Raw genomic sequence first — 24,142 nt, forward strand, 5'->3', positions numbered from 1 at the left:
AAATCAGGAGATGGAAAGCATGCTCCTCGGAAGAATGTGGAACGGTCGTAAGAGACGTTGCGCTCTTGTGACGGCGTTGTCGCTGGCGTTGGTTTCAACCGCGGCGTTGTCGCAGGAAGAGACGACTGTTGGCAGGGAAAAGATTGCTGCGGTGCAACGAGATTTTGTACATCCTCCGGACGATGCGCGTGTGCTGATGCGATGGTGGTGGTTTGGACCGGCCGTCACGAAGCCCGAGCTTCAGCGCGAGATCCTGGCGATGAAGTCGGGTGGAATAGGCGGCTTCGAGATTCAGCCGGTGTACGCTCTGGCGCTTGATGACCCGCAGAAGAATATTCGCAATCTTCCTTATCTTTCAAAGGACTTTCTTGATGCGGTGAGCTTTGCGTCGAAGACGGCGCACGAGAATGGCATGAGGGTCGATATGACCCTGGCGAGTGGGTGGCCGTATGGCGGCAAGCATGTGCCGGTGGAGGAAGCTTCTGCCCGTCTGCGTGTTGTTGCAAGCGATGTTGCTTCTGGAGATGCGTCGTCGCCCGTGCCTGTGATGAAGGATGGCGAGAGTCTGGTCGCCGTGTTTGCGGGACCTGGCAGCGCAAAGCAGTACGATGCTGGGAACCTGAAGATGCTCTCCAGTAAGGCGAATGATGGACGCATCGAGTTAGCCGCCGGGGCTGGGCCACGCGTGGTTGTGTTCTATATCGCGAGCCGTACCGGCCAGCAGGTAAAGCGCGCGGCGGTGGACGCCAACGGTTTTGTGCTCGATCACTTCAACCGCGCTGCTGTAGAGGATCATCTGCACACCGTTGGTGAGCCCCTGATGCAGGCCTTTGGCGACACACCGCCCTATTCGGTCTTTAGCGATAGCCTTGAGGTCTATGGCGCCGATTGGACTGGCGATCTTTTGCCGGAGTTTCAACGCCGCCGCGGTTACGATCTCACGCCGCATCTGCCGGAACTTGTGAGTGGCACGGACGAAGTTAGCTCGGAACTGCGTCATGATTGGGGGCTCACGCTCACGGAGCTTATCGACGAGCGGTATCTCACCCCAGTTAATGATTGGGCTATCGCTCACCACACGCGTTTTCGCTCGCAGACGTATGGTGATCCAGCGGTCTCGCTTTCGAGCAACAGTCTGGTCACTCTGCCTGAAGGTGAGGGGCCGCAGTGGAACCGCTTCTCCTATACGCGATGGGCCACTTCGGCGAGTCACCTGTATGGCCGTCCTGTTACATCGACGGAGACGTGGACGTGGTTGCATTCGCCAGTCTTTCGCGCTACTCCGCTGGATATGAAGGCGGAGGCCGACTGCTTTTTCCTCGAAGGTTCCAATCAACTCATAGGCCATGGTTGGCCCTACAGTCCTCCTGGCGTAGCAGAGCCGGGATGGGCGTTCTATGCAGCTGCTGTCTTTAATGACCACAATCCGTGGTGGATTGTGATGCCAGATGTAACTGGATATCTCCAGCGCGTAAGTTATCTGCTGCGCCAGGGCAAGCCGGCGAATGATATCGCCGTCCTTCTGCCTAATGACGATGCCTATTCTGAGTTCAAGCTCGGCAAGGTCAGCCTCTCCGACAATATGCCGAAGTACGTTACGCCAGAGTTGATGCAGCAGATTCTTGGAGCTGGGTACAACGTCGATTACATCGATGCGGAGGCCATCAAGAGCGTCGGTATTACCTACCCCGTGCTCATTCTGCCGCACGTCGAGCGTCTATCTCCTGAAACGCTCAAGGCCATCGCGGCGTATAGCCGGCATGGAGGCAAAGTGATCGCTGTGGGGTCCGTCCCCAGCCGCGCTCCTGGTTTTGCGAATGCTGCCGCAATTACGGATGAAGTGAAACAGCTTTCACAAGCCCTGTTTGCGAAGAATCCAAACGCGCGTGTTGTGTCCAGCGAGAGCGATCTTGGTGCTGCTTTGCATGAGGCACTCACGCCCGATCTGCAACTCTCCGGCGGGGCAAGTGTCGTCGGCTTCCTGCATCGCAAGCTCAGCGATGCAGATGTTTACTTTCTTGCGAATACCAGCAATCAGGAGATACATGCGACCGCTAGCTTTCGCGCATCACGGAAAGCAGTTTCTTCCTGGGATCCTTTCTCAGGCTCCGTGTATGCGGTCGACATGAAACCGATGGAACTCAACCTGGCGCCTTATGAGTCACGCGTGATCGTGTTCAGCGATGTTCCGGCTGACCACGAGCAACTCGTGCACCAATCTGCGGCAACCCTTGTCGCCAACTGGAGCCATGACTGGAAGGTCAGCTTCGAAGGCCGCGATCAAACCGTATTTCCTGAACGCACGCTGCACGAGCCTTCCTCCTGGACGGAAGATCCGGCTCTGCGTTTCTTCTCTGGCGTTGCCGTCTATACGAAGACTGTGACCCTGAGCGCGTCTGATCTGGCAGGTGCGAAATCTCTTGTACTCGATTTCGGAAAGGGAACTGCTACTGCTCCCACTCCAGATATCAGGAGCAATGGGACACGCGCGCTATTGGAAAGCCCTATCCGCGAGGCGGCAGTGATCGTCATCAACGGTCAACGGGTCGGCTCGGTGTGGCGGCCACCCTATCGCCTTGATGTTATGGGCGCCCTCAAGCCTGGGGAAAATCGCATCGAGATTAGTGTGGCGAACACTGGCACCAACGCTCTTGCGGGCCTGGCTCCGGCTGACTACAGTGCGCTCAACGCCCAATATGGTGTGCGCTTCACACCGCAAAATATGGACCACCTCGAGCCTCTTCCGTCCGGGATACTCAGCGGAGTTCAACTCCTGGAGGCCAAATGATGCGAAGAAAAGGCGCGGGACCCATGACCTTCAGATGAACTGCCGACATGCTGGTTCTCGACTAGCCTCAGTCCAACGCCCTATGCGATACTGATAAGGCTTTGAACGAAAGTGCGACCGGGTCGTAACGTCATTACAGTGATATTTTGGCCTCAACGTAAGTAGTTCAATACCTTGCACTTAGAGTGCAGCGCCGGGATGGCGGAACTGGCAGACGCAGCGGACTCAAAATCCGCCGAGGGCAACCTCATGGGGGTTCGATTCCCCCTCCCGGCACCAAAAGATAATAAAAGACTTATAGGTAATTGGCTCCTCGATTTCTGAGGAGCCAAAATCGTCTGGTGGCTGTTTTGGTGGCTGTTGATTTTTCGCAGATCGTCATTGCGTGAACTGTGCCCCTAAATTAGGGGATAATTGGTCTCCTATGAATTCACTTGCAATCCGCGGCTCGGTCCATTGGGTATCCAACTACGAGATCACTGAAGCTGCTCAACCGATTGCCCCTATTTGGGGAATCTTGAGAACTTTGCGCTCTAACCAATGGCTTGTCTTGGCCCAAGCTGCCGCAGAGGAAAAGACAGAGTTCTTCCCGTTTCGAAAGCGCGAGTTGATTGAACGTTTCGGTGACGCGAAGCCGTTTTCCATTGCATCAGACGTTCTCCATTTGCGAGAACACGGAGCAACAGCAGTAAAGAAACGTGTTTGGCGTACAGCGTGGAATGAGGATGAGCCTGTTGAGTCATCTCGAATGGTCCTCGTGGATGACCAAGGATCTCTTCTCGGTATTGGTGTGCCTCGAGGGCAGAGGCAAGATCAGGGTGTAATCACCAGCTATTTAAAGAGCCGCGAGGAGTTCTCATCCGATGCCACATCAATTGAAGAGATCGCACTGACTGGATTCTTGAGGAATGAAGGTCCCGAGGACAGAGAAGAAGAACCCAGGGGACAGAAACAGGACGCGGAGCCACCGTCACTGATCGTACCGGTGTTTTATGGGACAGACCGACAGCGGGATCCCCAGTCACCTCCGGAGAATATTAGATTCACAAATGAGCGGGCATCAGAGGAAACAGTCTCTCTTGGCGTTTGCAGTGTAAGCATTCCCAAGAGTCACGAGATCGGCAAATTGGAGCGACCGCCTAAGTGGAAGATTTGGGCACGACCCAGAAGAAACGATCACGTCATGCTTCTTAGTACGATTGAATTATCTGAGGGCGAATTTAGGGAACAGCTCAGTGCCTCGGTAGTTGAAAGTGCTAAGAGAGATGTCTTCATCTTCGTCCATGGATATAACGTCTCATTTGCCGACGCAGCGCTGCGAACTGCACAGTTGGCCACCGATCTGTCATTCCACGGCGGTCCAATCATGTTTAGTTGGCCATCCAAAGGCAAACTAGCAGACTACTTGTCCGACGAAGGAGCTATCCAATGGAGCCGACCGCACCTTAAAACTTTTATAGAAGATGTTTGCAAATCATCAAATGCAAATGCGGTGCATCTGATAGCTCACAGTATGGGATCTCGTGCTCTCGTAGAAGTAGTTCAAGCGCTGAGCACCTCATTATTGCCCGCAGGTTCTCTAAAGCAGTTGATCTTTGCAGCTCCTGATGTAGATTCGGGAGTTTTTCAGCAGGCAGCGAAAGCTCTTCGCGGTGTATGTTCAAGGGTTACTCTGTATGCTTCTGACCAAGATAAGGCATTGAAGACGTCAAGGAAGATGCACGGATATGCTCGTGCGGGGGAAGCGGGAGCAGGCCTCGTGGTCGTTGCTGGAGTCGACACCGTAGACGCGTCCCTAGTGGATACTGATTTTTTGGGACATTCTGGATTCGCAACGGATGTACCTCTGATGCAAGATGTCTACTATCTGGTTCAACACGGGCATGCCCCGGGCCAGCGTTTTGGCTTAGAAGAGCGTTCCGGCGCCCTCGGCACATACTGGTGTTTTAAATCCTAATGATTGATTCGCGGTGTTGCACAAGCCGACGTGTCTTGCCGGACGCTTGAGCTATTGAGCTCTTTCCGACGAGATCCGATCGATGACTGACAATCGATGCTCTGGCGAGAGATGGCTGTACCGAGCTGACATCGTGATGGTCTTGTGTCCAGCGAGTTCTTGAATCTCTTTGATCGATGCACCCGCCATCGCCAGCCATGAGCAGAACGTGTGGCGGTTGCAGTGCCAGACATAGCCTTCGATCTCCGCGTCCTGTAAGCAGGGAACGAACCATGAACGTGTGTCGAAGCGAGGGCCTTGCCGAAAAAAGACCGGATCGGCAGGTCTGTGCAATTTATGTTTGAGAGTTTGGAATGCAGCGACCGAGTCGGCGTTGAGGTGGACCGTTCGTGCGGAGCCGTTCTTCGTCTTTGTGAGGTCAATGGTGCGACGGTCGAGGTGAACCTGTGCCCAGGTGAGGGAGTATTGCTCCGATAGGCGCATCCCTGTGCTGACGGAGATGATGAACTCGGCCAGATGCTCAGGGAACCGGCGTTCGATGACCTTGTAGAGCCGGTCGTATTCTTCGCGAGTCAGGAAGCGCAGGCGGCCAACGCCCTCGCGTCGGTGTCGAACCTGCCGTGCGGGATTGATGGTCGTCTTGTTGTTGTGGACGCCTTCGCGGTAGCAGAGGGAGATGAATGCCTTGTATCGGTTCGCGGTGGCGGGTGTCTTGCAGTGGGAGCGGAGCCAACGCTCAAGCTCTTGCGGCGTAATCTCAGCGGCGGGAGTCGATCCGAAGGCTTTGCGGACGATCTCGGCTTTGCTGACATAGCTGCGGCGATCCTTGTGGTCGATTACGAACTCTAGTGCGTCATCGATCAACTCAGAGAAGCGAACCACCTTACTGTCGCGCAGCTCAGGAAGTTTTCGACCGGCAGTCGCATCGGCCTTACGGCTCTGGTAAAGCTTGATCGCATCGGACTTGCGACCTACCTTCTCACGATGGCGTTTCCCAGCAGCGTAGTAATGAATCCACCAGATTCCGCTGCCTTCAGGCTTTTCGTAGACTCCGCGCATCATTCCCTCCCAGGTGGCTCTTCCATCGGACGCATGCTACCAAGGTGTCCGACAAAACAGCCACGGTGATTAGACATCACCAGGTAAATCTGCCAAGCATCGGCAGATTTACAGGCTAAGGATTATCGTCCTACCAGTCTACATTTTAAGCAGTAGAGCAACCTACTGCATTTTTTGTTGACAGCTAGGCTTGCGGTGTTGCACTCTGTAGATCGCACTACAGAGAAAACTTTATGCAGCTTCCTTCAGTATGCACCATCTCGACTGGGTACACGGCACGCGGGCGTCTTGAGCCGACGCAAAGTGGAGGCGTCCTTGTGATCCAGTTGAGAGACATTTCCGCAAACGGCGATATCGCTGCTGACCGACTCACGCGCGTCGCCATCGATGGTGCGTTAGACAGGTATCTTGTTCGTGCCGGAGACGTGGTGTTTCGCTCCCGTGGTGATCGCAATACGGCGTCAGTCCTCGATGGCCGCTTCATTGAGCCTGTTCTTGCCGTGTTGCCGCTGATGATTCTTCGTCCGAAGTCACATGTCATCACGCCTCAGTACCTTGCCTGGGCTATCAACCAAGCGCCAGCGCAACGCTTTTTCGACAGCATTGCCTGTGGGACCAACATGCGGATGTTGCCGAAGGCTGGTCTTGCGGCTCTTGAAATTGAGGTCCCGGCCATCGAAACACAGCGAAAGATAGTCGAGATCCACGCGTTGGCAGAACTAGAACAAAGGCTTGCGATCCTCTCGGCTGAAAAACGTAAGACTCTCACAACCCTGATTCTTAACGGCCAAGCAAAAGATTTGAGCGTGGCCGTGGCTACCGGAAGGAAGAAAAAATGACAGATCAACTCACGCAGCACCAGGTCAACCAAACCGCATGGGCAGCTTGCGATACATTTCGGGGCGTCGTGGACGCTGGTCAGTACAAGGACTACATCCTCGTGATGCTGTTCCTGAAGTACATCTCCGACCTGTGGAACGATCATGCCGACAAATACCGCAAGCAATACGGAAGCGATCAAGCCCGCATTCGCCGGCGCTTGGAGCGTGAGCGCTTCGTGCTCCCTGAAGGAGCCAGCTTCTACGACCTCTACGAGCGGAGGAAGGAAGCGAACATCGGCGAGCTGATCAACATCGCCTTGGAGAAGATCGAGGACACAAACCGCAGCAAGCTCGAAGGCGTGTTCCGAAACATCGATTTCAACTCAGAGTCGAATCTCGGAAGGGTCAAGGACCGAAATCGCAGGCTGAATAACCTTCTGGAAGACTTTGCCAAGCCTGCACTTGATCTACGCCCATCGCGCGTTACCGGCGACATCATCGGTGAATGCTACATCTACCTAATCTCGCGGTTTGCATCGGACGCGGGTAAAAAGGCTGGTGAATTCTATACGCCAGCTGCTGTGTCCAAGCTCCTCGCAAAGTTGGCAGCTCCTAAGTCCGGCGACACGATTTGCGATCCGGCTTGCGGTTCGGGTTCGTTGCTGATCCGCGCCGCTGAAGAGGTCGGTTCCGACAACTTCGCTCTCTACGGGCAGGAGGTCAATGGCTCAACCTGGGCCCTGGCAAGGATGAACATGTTCTTGCACTCAAAGGATGCTGCCCGCGTTGAGTGGTGCGACACCCTCAATAGTCCTGCATTGATCGAGAGCGACCACCTTATGAAATTTGATGTGGTGGTGGCAAATCCTCCGTTCTCTCTCGATAAATGGGGAGCCGAGAACGCCGCAAAGGATCAGTACAACCGCTTTTGGCGAGGTGTTCCACCCAAGTCAAAGGGGGACTATGGCTTCATTACCCACATGATCGAGATCGCTAAACGACAGAGTGGGCGTGTCGCGGTCATCGTCCCCCATGGAGTTCTCTTCCGTGCTGGCGCTGAGGGAGTCATACGTACGAAGTTGATCGAGGAGAACCTTCTTGATGCAGTAGTCGGACTTCCAGCGAATCTTTTCACAACGACAGGAATCCCAGTCGCGATATTAGTCTTTGATCGTTCCCGCGAGGAAGGTGGTGCGAACGGAGCCCGCAAAGATGTGTTGTTCATCGATGCCAGCAACGAATTCACGCTCAGCAAAACGCAGAACGTCATGGACGAGACACACATTGGCAAAGTGCTCGAAACCTACAAGACACGTGCCGAGGTTAGCAAATACTCCCACCTGGCTGCGCCGGAAGAAATCAAAGCAAACGACTATAACCTGAACATTCCGCGATACGTGGATACCTTCGTCCCAGAGGAGGAGATCGATGTCGCCATGCTCCAGAGGGAGATTATTCAAATCGAGAAAGAACTTGCCGAGGTCCGTGGGCGGATGGCGGGCTACCTGAAAGAGTTAGGCGTGTGAAGGTAGCAGCAAGGCAGGGACGCGTCGGGGAAACCTTGAACAGGCTGAGGAAGAATCGAGATGACAATGATTGAAGGCTGGCGAAGTAAAGAGTTGTCGGATTTGGCTACCTTTTATTCCGGAGGAACGCCGAGCAAGGCTAACTCTGAGTTTTGGGGAGGGGAAATACCATGGATTACGGTCAAGGATATGAAATCTATGCGCTTTTCGGGGTCATCATTTTCCCTTACGGCGGATGGAGCGTCTTGCCTGCGAGTCATGCCACCAAATACCATATTTGTTCTTGTCAGAGGTATGGGTCTTTTCAAAGACCTCCCAATACTGTTGTCGGATCGGCCCGCGACATTCAATCAAGATATTAAAGCCCTCGTTGTATCGAAAGGTGTTGATTCGGAGTTTCTTGCATACTGTTTGCTGGCCCGAAAAGCAGAGATTCTTCGTCACGTTGATCATGCGGGCCACGGTACTGGTCGTCTTAGCACAGATCTTTTGGCCGCTATTCCACTCCCCTTACCCCCATTTCCCGAACAGCTCAAGATTGCCGCGATTCTGCGGACGTGGGATGAGGCAATAGATAAAACAGACGCTCTCATTAGGAAGCGGCAGCAGCAAAATACCGCCATTACCTATTCGCTCGTTTTTGGAGAGCACCGTCTTTCGCGCTTTAAGGAATCGGATAGGAACGTTCGGCACGAGTGGTTTGCTCTGCCGTCTCAATGGAGTTGCCTCCCAATCGGAAGAATCGCCGAGGAGGTTTCAGAGCGAAACGGAAACAATGCCGATTTTGAGGTGTTGTCTTGCTCGAAGCACGTAGGGTTTGTGAAATCACTTGATTACTTCAAAAAGCAGGTCTTTAGCTCCGATCTGGCCGCGTATAAGAAGATCAGGCGAGGCGAATTCGGCTTTCCGAGCAACCATGTCGAGGAAGGTTCAATAGGACTCCAGAATCTCGTAGACGTCGGACTCGTAAGTCCAATTTATACCGTGTTTCGGTTCGCTCCCCAGAAGATCATCGGTTCCTACGCGTTCAGTGTCCTAAAGTCTAGTCTGTACCGCCATATCTTTGAGGTAAGCACCAGCGCTTCTGTTGATCGGCGTGGAAGTCTGCGTTGGAGTGAGTTTTCCAAAATACCGTTTCCTGTTCCGCCCCTCAGAGAACAAGAGGCTATCTCAGAGGTACTTGCAACGCAGGCAGACGGACTCGCTCGACTTCGCGCTCAGCGAGCCGCAATGGAATGCCAGAAACGTGGCCTTATGCAGAAGCTCCTAATGGGGCAATGGCGAGTGAAGGTCTAGAGGAGAAAGAATGTCTAGGAAGCACGTCCCAATGGCAATTGCGTACGATTTCGACGGAACCCTCGCGCCCGGAAACATGCAGGAACACCAGTTCCTTCCAGATATTGGGATGACGCCAAGAGAATTTTGGGCCGAGGTCAAGAAGTTGACCCACGAGCACCAGGCCGACGAGGTTCTTATCTACATGAACCTCATGCTTCGGAAGGCTGCTGCAACCAATGTTCCCGTTCGACGCGATGACTTCAAGGCACGAGGGAGCGCCATAGAGCTCTTCGAGGGAGCGGTCGAGTGGTTTGACCGCATCACTGAGTACGGCAGAACCAAGGGGATCCATGTGGACCATTACCTTATCTCTTCTGGTAACGCCGAGCTCTTTGCGGGTACTCCCATCGCTTCGAAGTTCGCCAAAGTCTACGCATCCAAGTTCTTCTTCGATCAAAACGGCGTTGCAGCATGGCCGGCACTTGCTGTCAATTACACAACGAAGACTCAATATCTCTTCCGTATCAACAAGGATGCCCACGATCTCAGCGACAGCAGCAAAGTAAATAAATACGTCGAGAAAAACGAGCGGCCTGTACCTTTTGAGAACATGGTGTTCATCGGAGACGGATCAACTGATATCCCATGTTTTCGCCTAATCAAGGAAGAGGGTGGCCTCTCGGTGGCGGTATATAAGCCGCATACAAAAGGTGCGCGTACCAAGGCCGATCAGTATCTCAAGGATGGTCGAGTGCACTGCGTTGTGCCAGCTAATTACACGGATGGAAGCGAAATCGACCGTGTCATCAAAGCCAATATCGACGCGGTAGCCGCTAGAGGAGCACTCACAGGGCTTCTCACGGAGGGCGGGGCATGATCTTCGACGCCGCCGAGAAGCATCAGTCTCAGATCCCGGCGCTACAGCTTTTGGTGGCATTGGGATTCAAGCCGCTCAGTCAGGCAGAGGCGATCACGCTGCGGGGTGGACGACTGCGCAACGTCGTTCTTGATGACGTGCTCACTGAGCAGCTCCTCATAATCAACCGCTTCACGTACCGTGGGCGCGAGTATGCCTTCGACCTTGAGGACGCTCATGAGGCAATGCGTCGACTGAAGCCGACTCCGGACCGTCTGAAGGGACTGCGTGGAACCAATCAGGACATCTACGACACTCTCGTGCTCGGTACGACCATCACGAAGACCATCGATGGCGATAGCAAAAGCTATTCCTTCCGCTTTATCGATTGGGGCCACCCTGAGAACAACGTCTTTCACGTTACAGCCGAGTTGTCTGTTGAGCGGACCGCCACGACCCAGACCAAGCGTTGCGACATCGTCGCCTATGTGAACGGCATTCCATTCGTTGTCATCGAGAACAAGCGACCCACGGAGAGTCTTAAGAAAGCCGGAAGCCAGCTGATCGGCTATCAGAGCGAAGACAACATTCCGCAGTTGTTCCACTTTGCTCAGTTGCTGTTGACCATGAACCGGCAGGAAGCGAGATTCGCAACGGTCGGAACCCCTCAGAAATTCTGGCAGACCTGGAAGGACGAGGAGGATAACGACGCGTCGATAGCGGTGAGTGCCAACCGACCGCTTACCGTCGACGAGAAGGAGGCTATCTTCAGCGGCGACTTCGCGGCGGCGCGGTCACACTTTGATGCCATGCTCTCGGAGGGAGACCGCGCCATCACGGCTCAGGACCGAACGATCTACGCGTTGTGCCGTCCTGAGCGACTGCTCGATCTGGTTCGTCGCTTCACTGTGTTTGATGGTGGCAATCGGAAGATCGCCCGCCACCCGCAGTTCTTCGGTATCCGGAAAGCCGTTGCGCGACTTAAGCAGTTCGACCTCAAGGGAGTTCGCAAGGGCGGTGTCATTTGGCACACGCAGGGGTCAGGCAAGTCGTTGACGATGGTAATGCTCGGTCGGTCCTTGGCTCTGGATAAGGAAATTTTGAACCCACGAATCATCATCGTGACTGATCGGGATGACCTCGATAAACAGATCAAAGATACTTTCAAGTCTTGTGAGCTGACACCGATCCGCGCTACGAGTGGCGCGCATCTGTTCGAACTCGTTCGCGACAAGAAGCCGTTGGTCACCACGATCATCAACAAGTTCGATTCGGCGGCTCGCGGGAATCAAGACGCCGACATGGATGCCAACATCGTTGTACTTGTGGATGAAAGCCATCGTACACAGACAGGGCGCTATGGTGGTCATAGCCAATTTGCGGTGAAGATGCGCCGATTCCTCCCAAAAGCCTGCTATATCGGTTTTACTGGGACGCCGCTGCTCAAGGACGAGAAGAATACTCTTTCCACCTTCGGTGGCCTCATCCACCGCTATGCAATCGATGAGGCTGTTGCAGACGAGGCTGTTGTGCCTCTGCTCTATGAAGGTCGACTTGTCGAGCAACAGATCAGCGGCCAGGTTATCGATCAATGGTTCGACAAGATCAGTGCGGGACTTACCGAAGAGCAAAAAGCTGATCTGAAGCGAAAATTCTCTCGCATGGAAGCCCTGGCTACAACCGGTCAGGCGATCAGAGCTAAAGCATTCGATATCTCCGAGCACTTTCGCCAGTACTGGCAAGGAACAGGTTTCAAGGCCCAACTCGTCGCCCCGTCGAAGTCAGCTGCAATACGTTTCAAAGACGTGCTTGATGAGATCGGGCATGTCACGAGCGAAGTCGTAATATCCGCTCCCGACGACAATGAGGGTAATGAAGAGGTAGACAAAGACTCGAAAGACCTCGTTCGCATTTTCTGGGACAAGATGATGGCTCGTTTCAAGACAGAGGACGAGTACAACCGGCAGATCATCGACGCATTCAAAGGGTCAGGAGATCCAGAGATTCTCATTGTCGTATCCAAGCTGCTAACCGGCTTCGACGCACCACGGAATGCTGTCCTGTATGTGTGCAAGTCACTCCGCGAACACAATCTCCTTCAGGCCATTGCGCGGGTGAATCGTCTCTATGAAGAAGACGGAACTGAGAAACAGTTCGGATTCATCATCGATTACGAGGGCTTGCTCGGAGAACTCGACAGGGCGCTGACGACATATAGCGCGTTTGATGGCTATGATGCGTCAGACCTGGCTGGTACGGTTCACGACGTGAGGGAGGAAATTCGGAAGCTTCCGCAATTGCATGACCAGCTTTGGGACCTTTTCAAGCCCGTGAAGAACAAACGGGACATGGAGCAGTTCGAGCAGTTCCTAGCTGATGATTCAATCCGTCAAGAATTCTACGAGCGGCTCCGTGCCTTTAGTCGGTGTCTGCATATTTCTATGTCCTCAGACAAGCTGCTTGATGTCTTCAACGAAGCAAAGGTCGACAGCATGAAGCGCGACTGGAAGCAGTTCTCGGAACTCAAGCGGTCAGTTCAGCTGCGCTACCAAGAGACTGTGGACCTCAAGGAGTTCGAGCCAAAAATACAAAAGCTCCTTGACGATCACGTCGTCGCCATGCCCGCAGAGACGATCATCCAGCTTGTAAATATCAACGATCCCGATGCGCTTGAGGCCGTCGTGCAGGAAAACGATGTTTCCGATGCGTCGAAGGCAGACCGCATAGCGAGCGCTACGCGCAAGACCATCACGGAGAAGATGGATGAAGATCCGACCTTCTACCGTCGCTTTTCGGAACTGCTTGCCAAAACGATCCAGGACTATCGGGCTAAGCGGATATCGGAACGGGACTATCTCAAGAACGTGATTGACCTCGCTAGCAAGGTGGCCAGGAAAGATCGTGGGCTCGACGTTCCAAAGCCAATCAGAAATGACCAAGATGGTCAGGCGTTCTTCGGTGTCCTAGACGGTTCGTTGGTCAACGCTGATGGCGCTGTGATCGCGCAGGACGAAGTTGCTAACATTGCGCTCGCCATCATCGAAATCATCAAAACTCATCACATCGTCGATGTGTGGTCGAATCCGATTGCACAAAACAACATGCGCAACGCAATTGATGACTATTTCTTCGATGTATTGAGGGACGAGAGAGGCATCACAGTCTCTGTCAAGCTAATGGACGAAATTGACCAGAAGATCATGGACCTTGCTCGTGCGAGGTTCCCCGGATGACCAGGGAACAGTATTACGTTCAGTATGGAGCTGGATCCATTGACTTTGCAGTGGTCCGTCGCGATAGAAAGACACTAGAGATTGCAGTCGAACCTGATGCTCGGGTTATGATTTCTGCGCCATTCGATACGCCTTTAGACCGCATCCTCGAAAGGGTTCGTCGGCGCGCGGCTTGGATTCAGAGACAACAACGCTTCTTCGCGCAATATGCTCCGAGGACGCCAGAAAGACAATTCATCTCTGGAGAAACCCATCTTTATCTTGGTCGACAATACCGTCTGAAGGTCGTTCCGAACGGTGTCGGCACGGTGAAGCTCATCCGTGGATTCATCGTTGTTGAGAGCCAAAAACCGGATTGTTCGGAGATCACGCGCGACCTTGTCGAACAATGGTACAAAAGGCGTGCATTCGTGAAGTTTTCTGAACGGTTGGAACTCAACCTGCTACGCTTCCCAGACTCAGAGAGCTTTCGGCCCCATAAAATAATGATCCGTTCCCTTCGCCAACGCTGGGGGTCGATGTCTCCGTCAACTGGCCTGCTATTGAACCGTAGGCTTATTCAGGCACCGCTTGATGCAATCGACTACGTGATTACACACGAACTGTGCCATATCGCTGAACCACAACACAATTCGACATTCTTTCAGCTTCTGAGTCGAATACTTCCAGATTGGCAAAGGCGAAAGGAACGACTGGAGAGGGTGATGGCATAGCCCGCCATCGGACGAAATTTTGGGCACAAGCAATTCGCAGATTGTGCATCAGCATTTGTGCCTTTCCAAGGTAGGACGAGACGGAGTGAGGCTCGTTGTCTCTGCTCTTGTGATATTTGTCCTAGACTTAGCAGAAACCGCCAAACTTCAATTCAAATAGAGAAAACCGACTATGCCTATTCCCGATTACCAATCCATCATGCTTCCTCTTTTGCAATTTGCCTCCGACGGTGGAGAGCACCGCTCGCGCGACGGCATCACGGCTCTTGCTCAGCACTTCAATCTGACACCGGAAGAAGTCGCCACGCTCCTTCCGAGCGGCCAGGATTACTTGTTCGGAAACCGTTGGGGATGGGCGCGAACCTATCTCAAAAAGGCTGGCTTGATTGCCTATCCGAGCCGGGGAAAGTTCCAGATCACGAGTGAAGGCCGGAGTCTCCTCTCTGAGCAGCCTGCCAAGATCAATGTGGCCTTGCTAAAGCGGTACCCAAGCTTTTTAGAGTTTTGGAACGGAGCTGAGAAGGAAGGAGTCGCTCAAACCCCAATCTCCGCAGTGGAGTCACAGGTTGCCGAACAGACGCCTGAAGAGCTTATCGCTTCAGCTCACGAAAAGCTTCGAAAGCAAATCCAGTCTGAACTGTTGTCTAAAGTGATGTCCTGTACGCCGGCATATTTTGAGAGGCTGGTCGTGAGGCTGCTCACGGCGATGGGGTACGGCGGGTCACTGACGGATGCGGGTTCTGCATTGGGACGCACTGGAGACGGCGGCATCGATGGAGAAATTAAAGAAGACAAACTGGGCCTCGACCGAATCTACATTCAAGCCAAGAGATGGGGAGCGAACAACGTAGGCTCTCCGGAGGTTCGAGACTTCATTGGCGCATTGGCCGGGAAGAGAGCCCGGAAAGGCGTCCTCATCACAACATCGAAGTTCTCCAAAGATGCAATCGCCTGCGCCGCGAATCTCGAGAAAAACGTGATCTTGGTGGACGGAGACCGACTGAGCGAGCTGATGTTCGAATACGGGTTAGGCGTGACGACGGAAAGCACCTACCATGTGAAGCGCATAGAGAATGACTTCTTTGATGAGGATGAAGTCTAACTTTCAACCAGATGCCGTGTGCGAACTACGGCGCGCTTGTAGTGCCAAACCAAGCGTTTGCATGCTGTAGCAATCTTCTCGATATATTCAAGGTTAGGGAGGTTGGATGGCCTATACCGCAAGATTCATTGAGAACGTGGTACTGGAAGAGAAAGCACCGGCTGATTACTACGCCGAGTGTTGCGAATTCCTCGATGAATTCATCACAAAACGTCCGCGGATCGTCGGAACCGAAGTCCATGCGGCACTCAAGTCGTTCTTGGTCATGCTTCTTTCCGCGCCGGAAGACCGCGCCCTCGGGTCGCTGGAGTCGGTCGATCGAGTTGTCAAACCTTTTGATGCTGATGATCATTCGTCTTCGGAGCCTGGCACCACCGAGGCGTCGGCTTTGCTGCTGTTCGGCATGGCGGGCAAGGCGCTCTATTTCCTGTCCAAGCAGACTCAGAATTCGCAATTTGAAACGGAGCTCGCGCGGCTCTTCCGAGATGTCGCCGATCTTCGATCCAATCTCTGGTTATTTCATATGTCGGCGCGAATGGCGCAGGCGGGATTCCAAATCCACTTCATTCCCGAACAGGAGGAGCCGACTCCAGATTATGTTGCTACGCGAGAGAACACACGAATCCATGTCGAAGCCAACACCCGGAACCCGTCGGTCAAAACAATCGCCGGAATTCGAGATGCTCTGTGGAATGTCATGCATGGGTCGGCAAAGTCCGGTGGCAAGCAGATCAAGTTTAAGGACGCCGCCTATAGTCCTGGTCTGATCGTGGTGGACATCTCGAATTGCGACGTCGATTCGAACGAGACAGGATTGCTTCCGCATATAAAGCTTCGTGCTGACCTGTGCAAGCGTACGAGTTCTGGTTGGACGTATGACCTTTCGGGCGACCCGGAGTTTTTTGAGCATCCGGAGAACACCGGAAACCTCGTGGAGTACGCGATTCGTTATTTCCATCAGATGGCGGAATACAACCGGTACAGCGTCGGAGCGCTGCTCATCGGAATATCGATGGGAGTGAGGACGATCAACGAGGGAGTTCTCGGCGCTCCAAAGGGTGCGATCATGATCGTCGATTCAAGATACCCTCAACTCGCTCTGCCCGAGCTTGCGCCACAGATTTATCTGGTCGACACGCAAAACCCATTGCCCGAAGGCACTCGATAGCAGTGAGGCTTCCGAATAGGATGCAGCATGACTCTGACCACGAAGTTTCTACGCCGCTACAGCAATCTGCCGTCGCTTATTCACCTGCTTACGACGAAGTCGCTGACGTTCCTCGATCCAGAATCCTGGGACGACAAAAATGATTCGCTCTTCATGCGCCTATACAAAGAAAAGAAAGAGCTCGATACGTTGCTTGCGGTCTGCTTCTCTCAAGAGACGGAGACATATCACCATTGGAGTGTGTTTGCATCGGGATCAAGCGGGGTATGCATTAGCTTCAGAAAACAAGAACTTTTGCAGGAATTGGGCCAATATGAAGGGATCAGGGGTCGGAAAGTCTCCTACATCCCGCTGAACGACTTGGGGGAAACGCCGAAAAAGGTGAGCAATCTTCCCTTCATGAAGAGAGCTCCCTTCGAACCGGAATCGGAATTTCGAGTGATCTTTGAGGAGCAGGGGAAACAGCGGTCCTATCTGAATATCGACATTCCGGTCTCCTGTATTGATCGCGTCTACCTCAGTCCCTGGATGCCGCGAGCGGTCGCGGACTCGGTAAAATCCGCACTCAAGGGACTCGACGAAGAAGGCGATATCGAGATCATTCGATCGACGCTGATTGAGAATGACCGGTGGGCTAACTTCGGGAAATCTGTCGTTGGCGAGGTCGAGGATGAAGCCCATTCGCATCGACTGATGAAATCGAAGAAATGATGACGAGCCGTAACAGCGAGGCACTGTCGTGGCCCGCTCGTCAACGCCATCGAGTTCCTTCCCGCACGATGAGGGAAGCGATCTGTTCTTCCGGTAAGCCCAAGTCCAGGAGAAGAACACCGCGAAGCAGTGCCCGTAGCTTTTGATTCAAGAAAAAGATTGCCGCCCCTTCCACAGGTGTCCGGCGGCGACGAGGGGAAACTTTGTTTCCTGCGTGAGTCAGGAAATTCCTCGTTGCGGCGACCTCTGCAGCAAACGCAGGAGGGTCTATCGTTAGCTGCATCAGGATGAAATCGGACAGTCTCGAACAGAGTGCTATAAGCCGTGAAGCAAAGGTCGGATCATTTGCATGCGCCATCGACTCACAAAGGCGGGAGGCTAGTGCTTGATCGACTTGTTCCTGGGCTAGCAATTGCGCATAGGCCCGTCGAATTCGTCTCAGTGTGGTCTTGGAGAGTGACGGATCTTCAAAGCTGACGCGATGAAAACCTTCCAGCGCTTGTGTCAGCGAAAGGAATTCTGTCTCGTAAAACAGATCTCCCTTGCGAAGAACGCCGAGTGCGAGGTTCTCGACAGAGCGAAATTCCTCGGGGTGAGAGAGCCATGTGGCCATTCCATGCGCAAGTTGACTGGTGGTGCAACGCACACAATCGAAAAGACCGAGCTTTTCGACGACTCGTTTTCTCTTGGCCACCACGTGTCCGGATTCTTCGCCTTTGTAAACGAACATAGTCTCCATAGCGACAGACGAGCCAAGCAGGAGAGAGAAGAAATTCTCTACACGGTTGCCGACATTGAGATACCAATTCAATGATTCCGGTTCCCCACTCTCGATCTCGACAAATGCGACGGGACGAGTGATACGGCCTCCGTCGTCTTCCGTTGAGAGAATCTCGGAGTGAACGAGCAAACTCGCGTGCACCCGAGTCTGGAAAACGCCAAGCTTGAAGACAACCCGCTCTTCGAGCGGAATCTTGAGCAGGATATGATCGGTTTCCCAAGTTTCATTGAGTGGGCCCGGCAGCCACTCTCCCAATCCTGTGTACGTGAACCGCGCCGACGTGAGCACCTTATCGTCCAGGCCGCCCAGATGCATTCCACCTACGAGCAAGGAAGCGCGGTACGAGTTGGCCTCGATCCAGTGACCGGAACTCGTATCGCGCAGACCGGGATGCGCAATTTCCAGCAATTGGCACAGCGTGCAGATCCCATCAGCGGAGAATCCATGCATCACCGCGATCCGAGGGACCGCCCCACTCTCCGAGAGCCTCATGAGCGAGGCAAGCGAGGCCACACGAATGCGGTAGCCGTATTGCGGCGATGTAGTAAACGTCAGCCCGTTATCGTCATTGCTTAATGTGCCGGTCAGTACGACTTCTGGAGAATGCGGCTCCCAAAAGGCGGATACCAAGCTGAACTGGGAATCGAGACGGTTGTGCTTGTCGGACATGATAGGTGTGCCTCAAGCCATCATCTTACGGTTCCACGGATAATGCTTGCGCCAGCATCGACCCATCGGCGGACACCTTGGCCCTTCCGAGTTGAGGAGGGCCATGCGAGTTTAGTGAGAACTTCCTTGCTGCTTGCGGACAGCAAGCGCAGGAGGGTCTATCGCCAGTTGCATGAGGGCCTGCTTAACCCTCACGGGCCCGAGGCAGCATTGAGATAGTGCGCGCACCGCTTGCCCTGTGTGGATGGCTACTCGGAAGTCGGCTTCTAAAGAAGCAATCCATCGACGGTTGGAGGCGGGGGCCACGAGTATCGTAACAGTCTTGTTCCTGCCCTCAACTCTGACCCTCAAATCATGCGCTCTGACGAGCGCGAATGAGGAAACCAAACCTTCCTAAGGGGCTGCCCTCGCGCGGCGCAAGGGCTTCCCCAATCTTCCGCGCTTCGCTTGTGCAGACCTCCGCTGCGCTCCGCCCTTTCCGTTCCGCCTTTGGCTCCCTCTCCAAGGGTGGGGAGACCCCTCCCTTGCGCCTTGCTACCCCGCCTTCGCCAGGTGGCGTTCGGCATGTAGGTACATGTCACGCATGGCATGAAAAGCAACGGCAACTGCCCAAGGAGAGAACACCCATGAACACCGCCACAATCGCCACCCCGTCCAATGTCACCTCCTTCACCCAGAACCTCAAGATTCCGCAGCCAAAGCAGCAGACAACGAAAGAAGCAATCGCCGCCAATGTCCAAGCCCTCATCGAGCACCTGGAGCAGGGCCACTCCGAAGGACTGACCGCTTACCTTACCGCTATGGGCCGGTTTCACACCTACTCATTCGGCAACATCCTTGAGATCGCCCGGCAACGGCCAAACGCGACTCGCGTCGCTGGACTGTATGCGTGGAACCAGCTTGGTCGCAAAGTGAAGAAGGGAGAGCGCGGCATCCGCATCCTTGCCCCTGTGATCGGTGTTCGCCGGAAGAAGGATGCCGAGGCAGAAAAGGACATCCGCACCCAGAATCAAGCCGTGCTGGTTGGGTTCCGTTCCGCGTACGTCTTCGATGTCTCCCAGACCGAGGGCAAAGACCTTCCGGAGTTGTCGGAGCGCGTGACCGGCAATGTCGGGGAGTACAGCGAGCGGTTGCTAGACTTCATCTCCGCCCAGGGCATCCAGCTTGAGTTCAATGAGAGCATAGCGCCCGCACTAGGGATGAGCTACGGCAGCAGAATCGCCGTTCTTCCTGGACAGGAAGCAGCCGAGGAGTTCAGCACGCTTGTTCATGAACTCGCCCACGAGATGTTGCACAAGGCGGAGCGGCGCACCGCGACCACCAAAACAAGGCGGGAAACAGAGGCCGAGGCCATCGCGTTTGTGGTGGGCACGACCATCGGACTCAGTACGGGCAGGGCGTCCGCTGACTACATCCACCTGTATCACGGCAACGCGGCACTCCTCACCGAGAGCCTTGAGGTCATCCAGAAGACATCGGCAGTCATACTGTCCGCGCTGGAATCGAACACGGCGGTGGCGTCCTCTGAGTCTTCATTGGCGGAGGCCAGTTGATTCAGGGGCCGCCGAGTCCGCCTTTGGCGGCCTCGGCGCTTTTCAAAGACGCCCGTCTTCCCACCTGAAAGCTACTGAGAGAGCCGCAATTTCCTATGCACCGGACGGGCTGAACGAACAGCATACGCAACAATATTCCCGAACGGGAATGAATTCGCTGATTGCGGGTTAATCCCGCCACAATATTCCCGTTCGGGATATTTCTGTCTACAAACCGTTCCCAGCTCTGATAATATTCCCGTACGGTAACTATAGAGGTCGCCATGCGAACGACGGTTGAGCAAATTGGGAAGCTAATTCGAGCGACCCGGAAAGGTCTCGGAGTTACTCAGAGAGAGCTGGCGCTGACCTCGGGTACAGGATTGCGTTTCGTTGTAGACCTCGAACGAGGCAAGGAGACGTGCGAGATCGGGAAGGCACTGACCATCCTCCAGACTCTGGGAATCAAGTTGACGCTTGTTCCGCCTTCAGCGGCAGGGAAAGGAGAATAGCGCATGGCCAAGACTCTGGATGTTTACCTGCACAGCGAGCCGGTTGGCTACCTGATTCAGGACCATGGCGGTCAGATGATCTTCCAGTATGCGGAGAGTTGGTTGGAAAGGGTGGGTGCGTCCCCCCTGTCCCAGTCTTTGCCGCTGCGCAAAGAGCGCTTCTCACGGAACGAGTGTCGAGGATACTTCGGCGGGATTCTGCCGGAAGAGAGCAAGCGCGAGATCATTGCCCGCAATCTTGGCATTAGCGCCCGCAATGACTATGCCATGCTGGAGCAGATCGGCGGTGAGTGCGCCGGAGCCGTCACCTTCGTTCCGACGGGCGAACCGCTACCGGAGAGCGAGTATCGCTACCGGACGCTTTCCAGCAAAGAACTCGCCGCCGTCCTAAGAGAGCTTCCCAGGCGTCCGCTGCTCGCCGGCGATGCGGGAATCCGCCTCTCGCTTGCCGGGGCGCAAGACAAGGTTGCAGTGCGCGTCGATGGCGATGAGATCTCGCTTCCCTTGGGCGGAGCGCCAAGCACACATATCCTGAAGCCAGGGGTGGAACGTTTTGAGGGAGTTGTCGCCAATGAAGCGCTCTGTATGCGGCTTGCTGCCGCCATCGGCATTCCGACCGCGAAGGTGGAGACACGTTCTGTCGAAGGGATGCACTATCTGCTGGTGGAGCGGTACGACCGCATCTACCGCGCAGACCCTGGACGAGAGTCCGTCCTTGACCGACTTCATCAGGAGGACTTCTGCCAAGCGATGGGGATCGTCTCTGAGAGGAAGTATCAGAAAGAAGGTGGCCCGTCGCTCAAGCAATGCTTTGCCTTGCTGCGCGAGGTGTCTAGTACACCCGTGATCGACCTCTCTCGTTTGCTTGACGCGGTGATCTTCAACTATCTCGTCGGAAACAACGATGCCCACGGCAAGAACTTCTCCCTGCTCTACCGGGGCATCGCAACGGACGATATGCAGGTCAGTTTGTCGCCACTGTATGACATCGTCAGTACCGTCTACTATCCCGAGATCAGCCGGACCATGGCGATGAAACTCGGCGGCGAATATTCATCCGAGAAGGTGATGCCCCGCAACTTCGAGCAGTTTGCCGAGGAAGCGGGACTTGCCAAGCCGATGGTGCGGCGTCGCGTCATAGAAGTCGTCGAAGAGATACTCTCCGCGCTTCCTGCAATGGAACCAGTGGATGGCACCACAGAGGCGATATCGCGTCTCATAGGAGCACGGTGCGATCTGGCCAAGCGATTGTTACGAGGCTAAAGCGCAGAATCATTCGTCAAGATAGACCATGAAGTACTCCGAGAGACGAACAAAACTTAAAATCAGAGGAACCAGGGTTCCTGCATAAACATCATCATGGCTGACACTTGGTTTACGTCCGACTTTCATCTCGGGCACTTCAACATCATTCGCTACTGCAACCGTCCGTTCGCGGACACGCAGGAGATGAACGCGGCTATCGTGGAGCGCATGAATGCGTCGGTGAAGTCGGATGACGTGCTCTATTTCCTCGGGGACTTCTGCATGGGAGGACCAAAGGCAGTTGCCCTCTATCGCAATCAGATTGCCTGCAAGACGATCCACTTCATCGACGGAAATCACGACGGGACGACGCGGAAGGTACCGCACCTGTTCACCTCTTGGAGTTCTCTCTCCGAAATTCGTGTGGGCAAGCAAGGGATCGTTCTCTGCCACTATGCCATGAAGGTCTGGCCGCACCACTCGCGCGGGACGTGGCAGCTCTATGGCCATTCACATGGCAACCTGCCGGATGATCCGCTGTCGCTCTCGATGGACGTTGGAGTGGACAGCCACGACTTTCGCCCTTGGCACTTCGATGAGATTCAGGCTGTCATGAAGGTCAAGGCAGAAGCGAAGGCGAAGCATATCGAGATGAGGGAGTTGATGGCAGGAAAGGGCGAATCGTAGGAGGTAATGACAATGGCAAAAGTGCGAATCATCTGTATCAGCGACACGCACGGACAACACGCCGGTCTCCGTGTTCCCGATGGAGACATTCTGATCCATGCGGGCGATTTCATGACCTATGGAAACACGCCGCGCGAGATCATCGACTTCAACACATGGCTTGGTCGTCAGCCTCATGCACACAAGATTGTCATCGCCGGAAACCATGATCGGTTGTTCGAGTCACACCCCATACCAGCTCGTGCCCTCATCACAAACGCCATCTACCTGGAGGACTCGGGCGTCGAAGTGGAAGGTCTAAAGTTCTGGGGATCACCAGTGCAGCCGCCTTTCAACAACTGGGCATTCAACGTACAGCGAGGCCAGCCGATACGCCGGCATTGGGACAAAATCCCGATGGGGACAGATGTCCTGGTGACTCACGGACCGCCTTTCGGGATTCTCGATCAATCCCGTCCGATGACCGACCATTTAGGTTGCGAAGAGTTGGCAGAAGTTGTGGAGAAGATCGCACCCAGGCTCCACCTGTTCGGGCACATACATGGCGGTCAGGGGCGTGTGCATGGTAGCAATGGATGTGAATTCGTGAATGCTTCTGTGCTGAATGAACATTACATCCTGGTGCATGAGCCGCAGATCGTTGACTTGGAGATCTGATTCAGATCAGGCACTCAGGGAGATTACTTGCAACAACAGATTGGAGCCACTGATGGACAATTTTGAGGGCATCATTGCGACTTTGCTTGAGGCCGACCACTACTGGGTGCGCAGGTCTTTCAAGATCGACGTAACACTGGAAGAAAAGCGGGAAGTCGGCAAGCACTCGATACCGCGCCCTGAGATCGATCTGCTTGCTCTCAGCTACTCCAAGAATGAAGTCGTCGCCTTTGAGGTAAAGTCGTTCCTCAATTCTCCGGGCGTCAGACTGGCAGACCTGCAAAAGGAACACGACCTCCAGGAGGGACGGTACAAGCTTTTCACTTCGCGTGGATATCGGAAAGTTGTTCTGGCTAGGCTAAAGCTAGACCTGATAAGTCATGGCATGGCGAACTCAGATACGACGGTGAAACTGGGGCTCGCGGCAGGAAAGGTGTACCAAAAGAAAAATGAGCCTCCGATGACTCAAAGCAACCTGATGAGGGAGTTCCTAGAGAAGAACGATTTCATCTTTTGGTCGCCGGAGGACATTAGGCAAAGGGTCAAGGCACTGGCGCAGCGGGCATACGAGAATGACCCGGTCATCATTGCGGCCAAGATTCTCTTTCCCGAACTCACAAAGTGAGTCTCGCCGACGATACGTAAGCCCCAGTGCAGCTAATGCACAAGCGTTACGCTGCTTTGCAGCGGGTGTTTAGGCTGACACGTCATCCCCAATTGGGAACTGCAGAGCTGCCCAAAGTTCACGATTGATAACGTGTTTGCTTTCAACTATTTGCTTTTTCGCGTCTCCGACTGTAAACGCCGGGGTGGGGGACAACATTTCTTCTTAGCGGCGGCGTTTTCA

At 54.3% G+C, this 24,142-nt stretch carries 19 protein-coding genes and 1 tRNA gene; 18 read left to right on the plus strand and 2 right to left on the minus strand.

The window, feature by feature from the left end:
• Positions 1-19 precede the first annotated feature (19 nt).
• From GSQ91_RS23110 to GSQ91_RS23120, 3 genes are all read left to right on the plus strand, one after another.
• Positions 20-2,788 carry a glycosyl hydrolase gene (locus GSQ91_RS23110; protein WP_254064844.1) on the plus strand — a complete coding sequence of 923 codons (2,769 nt, stop codon included), beginning with the start codon at positions 20-22 and terminating at the stop codon, positions 2,786-2,788.
• A 192-nt stretch (positions 2,789-2,980) separates the two neighbouring features.
• Positions 2,981-3,067: transfer RNA gene (locus GSQ91_RS23115), tRNA-Leu, on the plus strand.
• Between the two features lie 145 nt (positions 3,068-3,212).
• Positions 3,213-4,745: an alpha/beta hydrolase gene (locus GSQ91_RS23120; RefSeq protein WP_158824111.1), complete on the plus strand. Its 1,533-nt coding sequence runs from the start codon at positions 3,213-3,215 to the stop codon at positions 4,743-4,745.
• 51 nt (positions 4,746-4,796) lie between these two features.
• Here the strand turns inward: GSQ91_RS23120 and GSQ91_RS23125 are convergent, their stop codons facing one another.
• A complete protein-coding gene (locus GSQ91_RS23125) occupies positions 4,797-5,807 on the minus strand; it encodes a site-specific integrase (RefSeq protein ID WP_158824112.1) in 1,011 nt (336 codons plus the stop codon).
• 314 nt (positions 5,808-6,121) lie between these two features.
• Here GSQ91_RS23125 and GSQ91_RS23130 point away from each other — a divergent pair, with 314 nt between their 5' ends.
• From GSQ91_RS23130 to GSQ91_RS23170, 9 genes are all read left to right on the plus strand, one after another.
• Positions 6,122-6,643 (plus strand): hypothetical protein, encoded by a 522-nt coding sequence (locus GSQ91_RS23130; RefSeq protein WP_216845382.1) that lies wholly within the window; start codon positions 6,122-6,124, stop codon positions 6,641-6,643.
• Positions 6,640-8,151 carry a type I restriction-modification system subunit M gene (locus GSQ91_RS23135; RefSeq protein ID WP_158824114.1) on the plus strand — a complete coding sequence of 504 codons (1,512 nt, stop codon included), beginning with the start codon at positions 6,640-6,642 and terminating at the stop codon, positions 8,149-8,151. The genes GSQ91_RS23130 and GSQ91_RS23135 overlap by 4 nt, the downstream gene beginning before the upstream one ends.
• A 60-nt stretch (positions 8,152-8,211) precedes the next feature.
• Positions 8,212-9,447 carry a restriction endonuclease subunit S gene (locus GSQ91_RS23140; protein ID WP_158824115.1) on the plus strand — a complete coding sequence of 412 codons (1,236 nt, stop codon included), beginning with the start codon at positions 8,212-8,214 and terminating at the stop codon, positions 9,445-9,447.
• A gap of 10 nt (positions 9,448-9,457) precedes the next feature.
• On the plus strand, positions 9,458-10,306 hold the full coding sequence (locus GSQ91_RS23145) for an HAD family hydrolase (RefSeq protein ID WP_158824116.1): 849 nt from the start codon (positions 9,458-9,460) through the stop codon (positions 10,304-10,306).
• The gene (locus GSQ91_RS23150; RefSeq protein ID WP_158824117.1) at positions 10,303-13,518 is read left to right on the plus strand and encodes a type I restriction endonuclease subunit R; all 3,216 of its coding nucleotides are present in this window, start codon (positions 10,303-10,305) and stop codon (positions 13,516-13,518) included. Before GSQ91_RS23145 ends, GSQ91_RS23150 begins: the two co-directional genes overlap by 4 nt.
• A complete protein-coding gene (locus tag GSQ91_RS23155; protein WP_158824118.1) occupies positions 13,515-14,231 on the plus strand; it encodes a M48 family metallopeptidase in 717 nt (238 codons plus the stop codon). The genes GSQ91_RS23150 and GSQ91_RS23155 overlap by 4 nt, the downstream gene beginning before the upstream one ends.
• Positions 14,232-14,403: 172 nt before the next feature.
• Positions 14,404-15,333 carry a restriction endonuclease gene (locus GSQ91_RS23160; RefSeq protein WP_158824119.1) on the plus strand — a complete coding sequence of 310 codons (930 nt, stop codon included), beginning with the start codon at positions 14,404-14,406 and terminating at the stop codon, positions 15,331-15,333.
• 106 nt (positions 15,334-15,439) lie between these two features.
• Positions 15,440-16,501, plus strand: a complete 1,062-nt coding sequence (locus tag GSQ91_RS23165) for a hypothetical protein (RefSeq protein WP_158824120.1) — start codon at positions 15,440-15,442, stop codon at positions 16,499-16,501.
• A 27-nt stretch (positions 16,502-16,528) separates the two neighbouring features.
• On the plus strand, positions 16,529-17,212 hold the full coding sequence (locus GSQ91_RS23170; protein WP_158824121.1) for a DUF2971 domain-containing protein: 684 nt from the start codon (positions 16,529-16,531) through the stop codon (positions 17,210-17,212).
• A 40-nt stretch (positions 17,213-17,252) separates the two neighbouring features.
• Here GSQ91_RS23170 and GSQ91_RS23175 read toward each other — a convergent pair whose 3' ends face one another.
• On the minus strand, positions 17,253-18,662 hold the full coding sequence (locus GSQ91_RS23175) for a HEPN domain-containing protein (RefSeq protein WP_158824122.1): 1,410 nt from the start codon (positions 18,660-18,662) through the stop codon (positions 17,253-17,255).
• Positions 18,663-19,288: 626 nt separating this feature from the next.
• Between GSQ91_RS23175 and GSQ91_RS23180 the strand changes: the two genes are divergently transcribed.
• The 6 genes from GSQ91_RS23180 to GSQ91_RS23205 all read left to right on the plus strand — a co-directional run bounded on the left by GSQ91_RS23180 (position 19,289) and on the right by GSQ91_RS23205 (position 23,920).
• On the plus strand, positions 19,289-20,215 hold the full coding sequence (locus GSQ91_RS23180) for an ArdC family protein (RefSeq protein ID WP_174240724.1): 927 nt from the start codon (positions 19,289-19,291) through the stop codon (positions 20,213-20,215).
• A 263-nt stretch (positions 20,216-20,478) separates the two neighbouring features.
• Positions 20,479-20,706 carry a helix-turn-helix domain-containing protein gene (locus GSQ91_RS23185; protein WP_158824123.1) on the plus strand — a complete coding sequence of 76 codons (228 nt, stop codon included), beginning with the start codon at positions 20,479-20,481 and terminating at the stop codon, positions 20,704-20,706.
• A gap of 3 nt (positions 20,707-20,709) precedes the next feature.
• Positions 20,710-21,969, plus strand: a complete 1,260-nt coding sequence (locus GSQ91_RS23190; protein ID WP_158824124.1) for a type II toxin-antitoxin system HipA family toxin — start codon at positions 20,710-20,712, stop codon at positions 21,967-21,969.
• 96 nt (positions 21,970-22,065) lie between these two features.
• Positions 22,066-22,638, plus strand: coding sequence for a metallophosphoesterase (locus tag GSQ91_RS23195; protein ID WP_158824125.1), 573 nt, complete (start codon positions 22,066-22,068; stop codon positions 22,636-22,638).
• Positions 22,639-22,650: 12 nt separating this feature from the next.
• Positions 22,651-23,295: a metallophosphatase domain-containing protein gene (locus tag GSQ91_RS23200; RefSeq protein ID WP_216845385.1), complete on the plus strand. Its 645-nt coding sequence runs from the start codon at positions 22,651-22,653 to the stop codon at positions 23,293-23,295.
• A gap of 52 nt (positions 23,296-23,347) precedes the next feature.
• Positions 23,348-23,920, plus strand: coding sequence for a hypothetical protein (locus tag GSQ91_RS23205; RefSeq protein WP_158824127.1), 573 nt, complete (start codon positions 23,348-23,350; stop codon positions 23,918-23,920).
• Positions 23,921-24,142 lie beyond the last annotated feature (222 nt).

Origin of the sequence: Granulicella sp. S156 (genome assembly GCF_009766105.1) — a bacterium.
Taxonomy (GTDB): domain Bacteria; phylum Acidobacteriota; class Terriglobia; order Terriglobales; family Acidobacteriaceae; genus Granulicella.

Coding starts and splice junctions, on each gene's coding strand:
- GSQ91_RS23150 (WP_158824117.1), top strand. CDS start 10,303: ATGATCTTCGACGCCGCCGAGAAGCATCAGTCTCAGATCCCGGCGCTA.
- GSQ91_RS23145 (WP_158824116.1), top strand. CDS start 9,458: ATGTCTAGGAAGCACGTCCCAATGGCAATTGCGTACGATTTCGACGGA.
- GSQ91_RS23205 (WP_158824127.1), top strand. CDS start 23,348: ATGGACAATTTTGAGGGCATCATTGCGACTTTGCTTGAGGCCGACCAC.
- GSQ91_RS23140 (WP_158824115.1), top strand. CDS start 8,212: ATGACAATGATTGAAGGCTGGCGAAGTAAAGAGTTGTCGGATTTGGCT.
- GSQ91_RS23170 (WP_158824121.1), top strand. CDS start 16,529: ATGACTCTGACCACGAAGTTTCTACGCCGCTACAGCAATCTGCCGTCG.
- GSQ91_RS23190 (WP_158824124.1), top strand. CDS start 20,710: ATGGCCAAGACTCTGGATGTTTACCTGCACAGCGAGCCGGTTGGCTAC.
- GSQ91_RS23180 (WP_174240724.1), top strand. CDS start 19,289: ATGAACACCGCCACAATCGCCACCCCGTCCAATGTCACCTCCTTCACC.
- GSQ91_RS23110 (WP_254064844.1), top strand. CDS start 20: ATGCTCCTCGGAAGAATGTGGAACGGTCGTAAGAGACGTTGCGCTCTT.
- GSQ91_RS23185 (WP_158824123.1), top strand. CDS start 20,479: ATGCGAACGACGGTTGAGCAAATTGGGAAGCTAATTCGAGCGACCCGG.
- GSQ91_RS23135 (WP_158824114.1), top strand. CDS start 6,640: ATGACAGATCAACTCACGCAGCACCAGGTCAACCAAACCGCATGGGCA.
- GSQ91_RS23175 (WP_158824122.1), bottom strand. CDS start 18,662: ATGTCCGACAAGCACAACCGTCTCGATTCCCAGTTCAGCTTGGTATCC.
- GSQ91_RS23125 (WP_158824112.1), bottom strand. CDS start 5,807: ATGATGCGCGGAGTCTACGAAAAGCCTGAAGGCAGCGGAATCTGGTGG.
- GSQ91_RS23155 (WP_158824118.1), top strand. CDS start 13,515: ATGACCAGGGAACAGTATTACGTTCAGTATGGAGCTGGATCCATTGAC.
- GSQ91_RS23160 (WP_158824119.1), top strand. CDS start 14,404: ATGCCTATTCCCGATTACCAATCCATCATGCTTCCTCTTTTGCAATTT.
- GSQ91_RS23200 (WP_216845385.1), top strand. CDS start 22,651: ATGGCAAAAGTGCGAATCATCTGTATCAGCGACACGCACGGACAACAC.
- GSQ91_RS23195 (WP_158824125.1), top strand. CDS start 22,066: ATGGCTGACACTTGGTTTACGTCCGACTTTCATCTCGGGCACTTCAAC.
- GSQ91_RS23120 (WP_158824111.1), top strand. CDS start 3,213: ATGAATTCACTTGCAATCCGCGGCTCGGTCCATTGGGTATCCAACTAC.
- GSQ91_RS23165 (WP_158824120.1), top strand. CDS start 15,440: ATGGCCTATACCGCAAGATTCATTGAGAACGTGGTACTGGAAGAGAAA.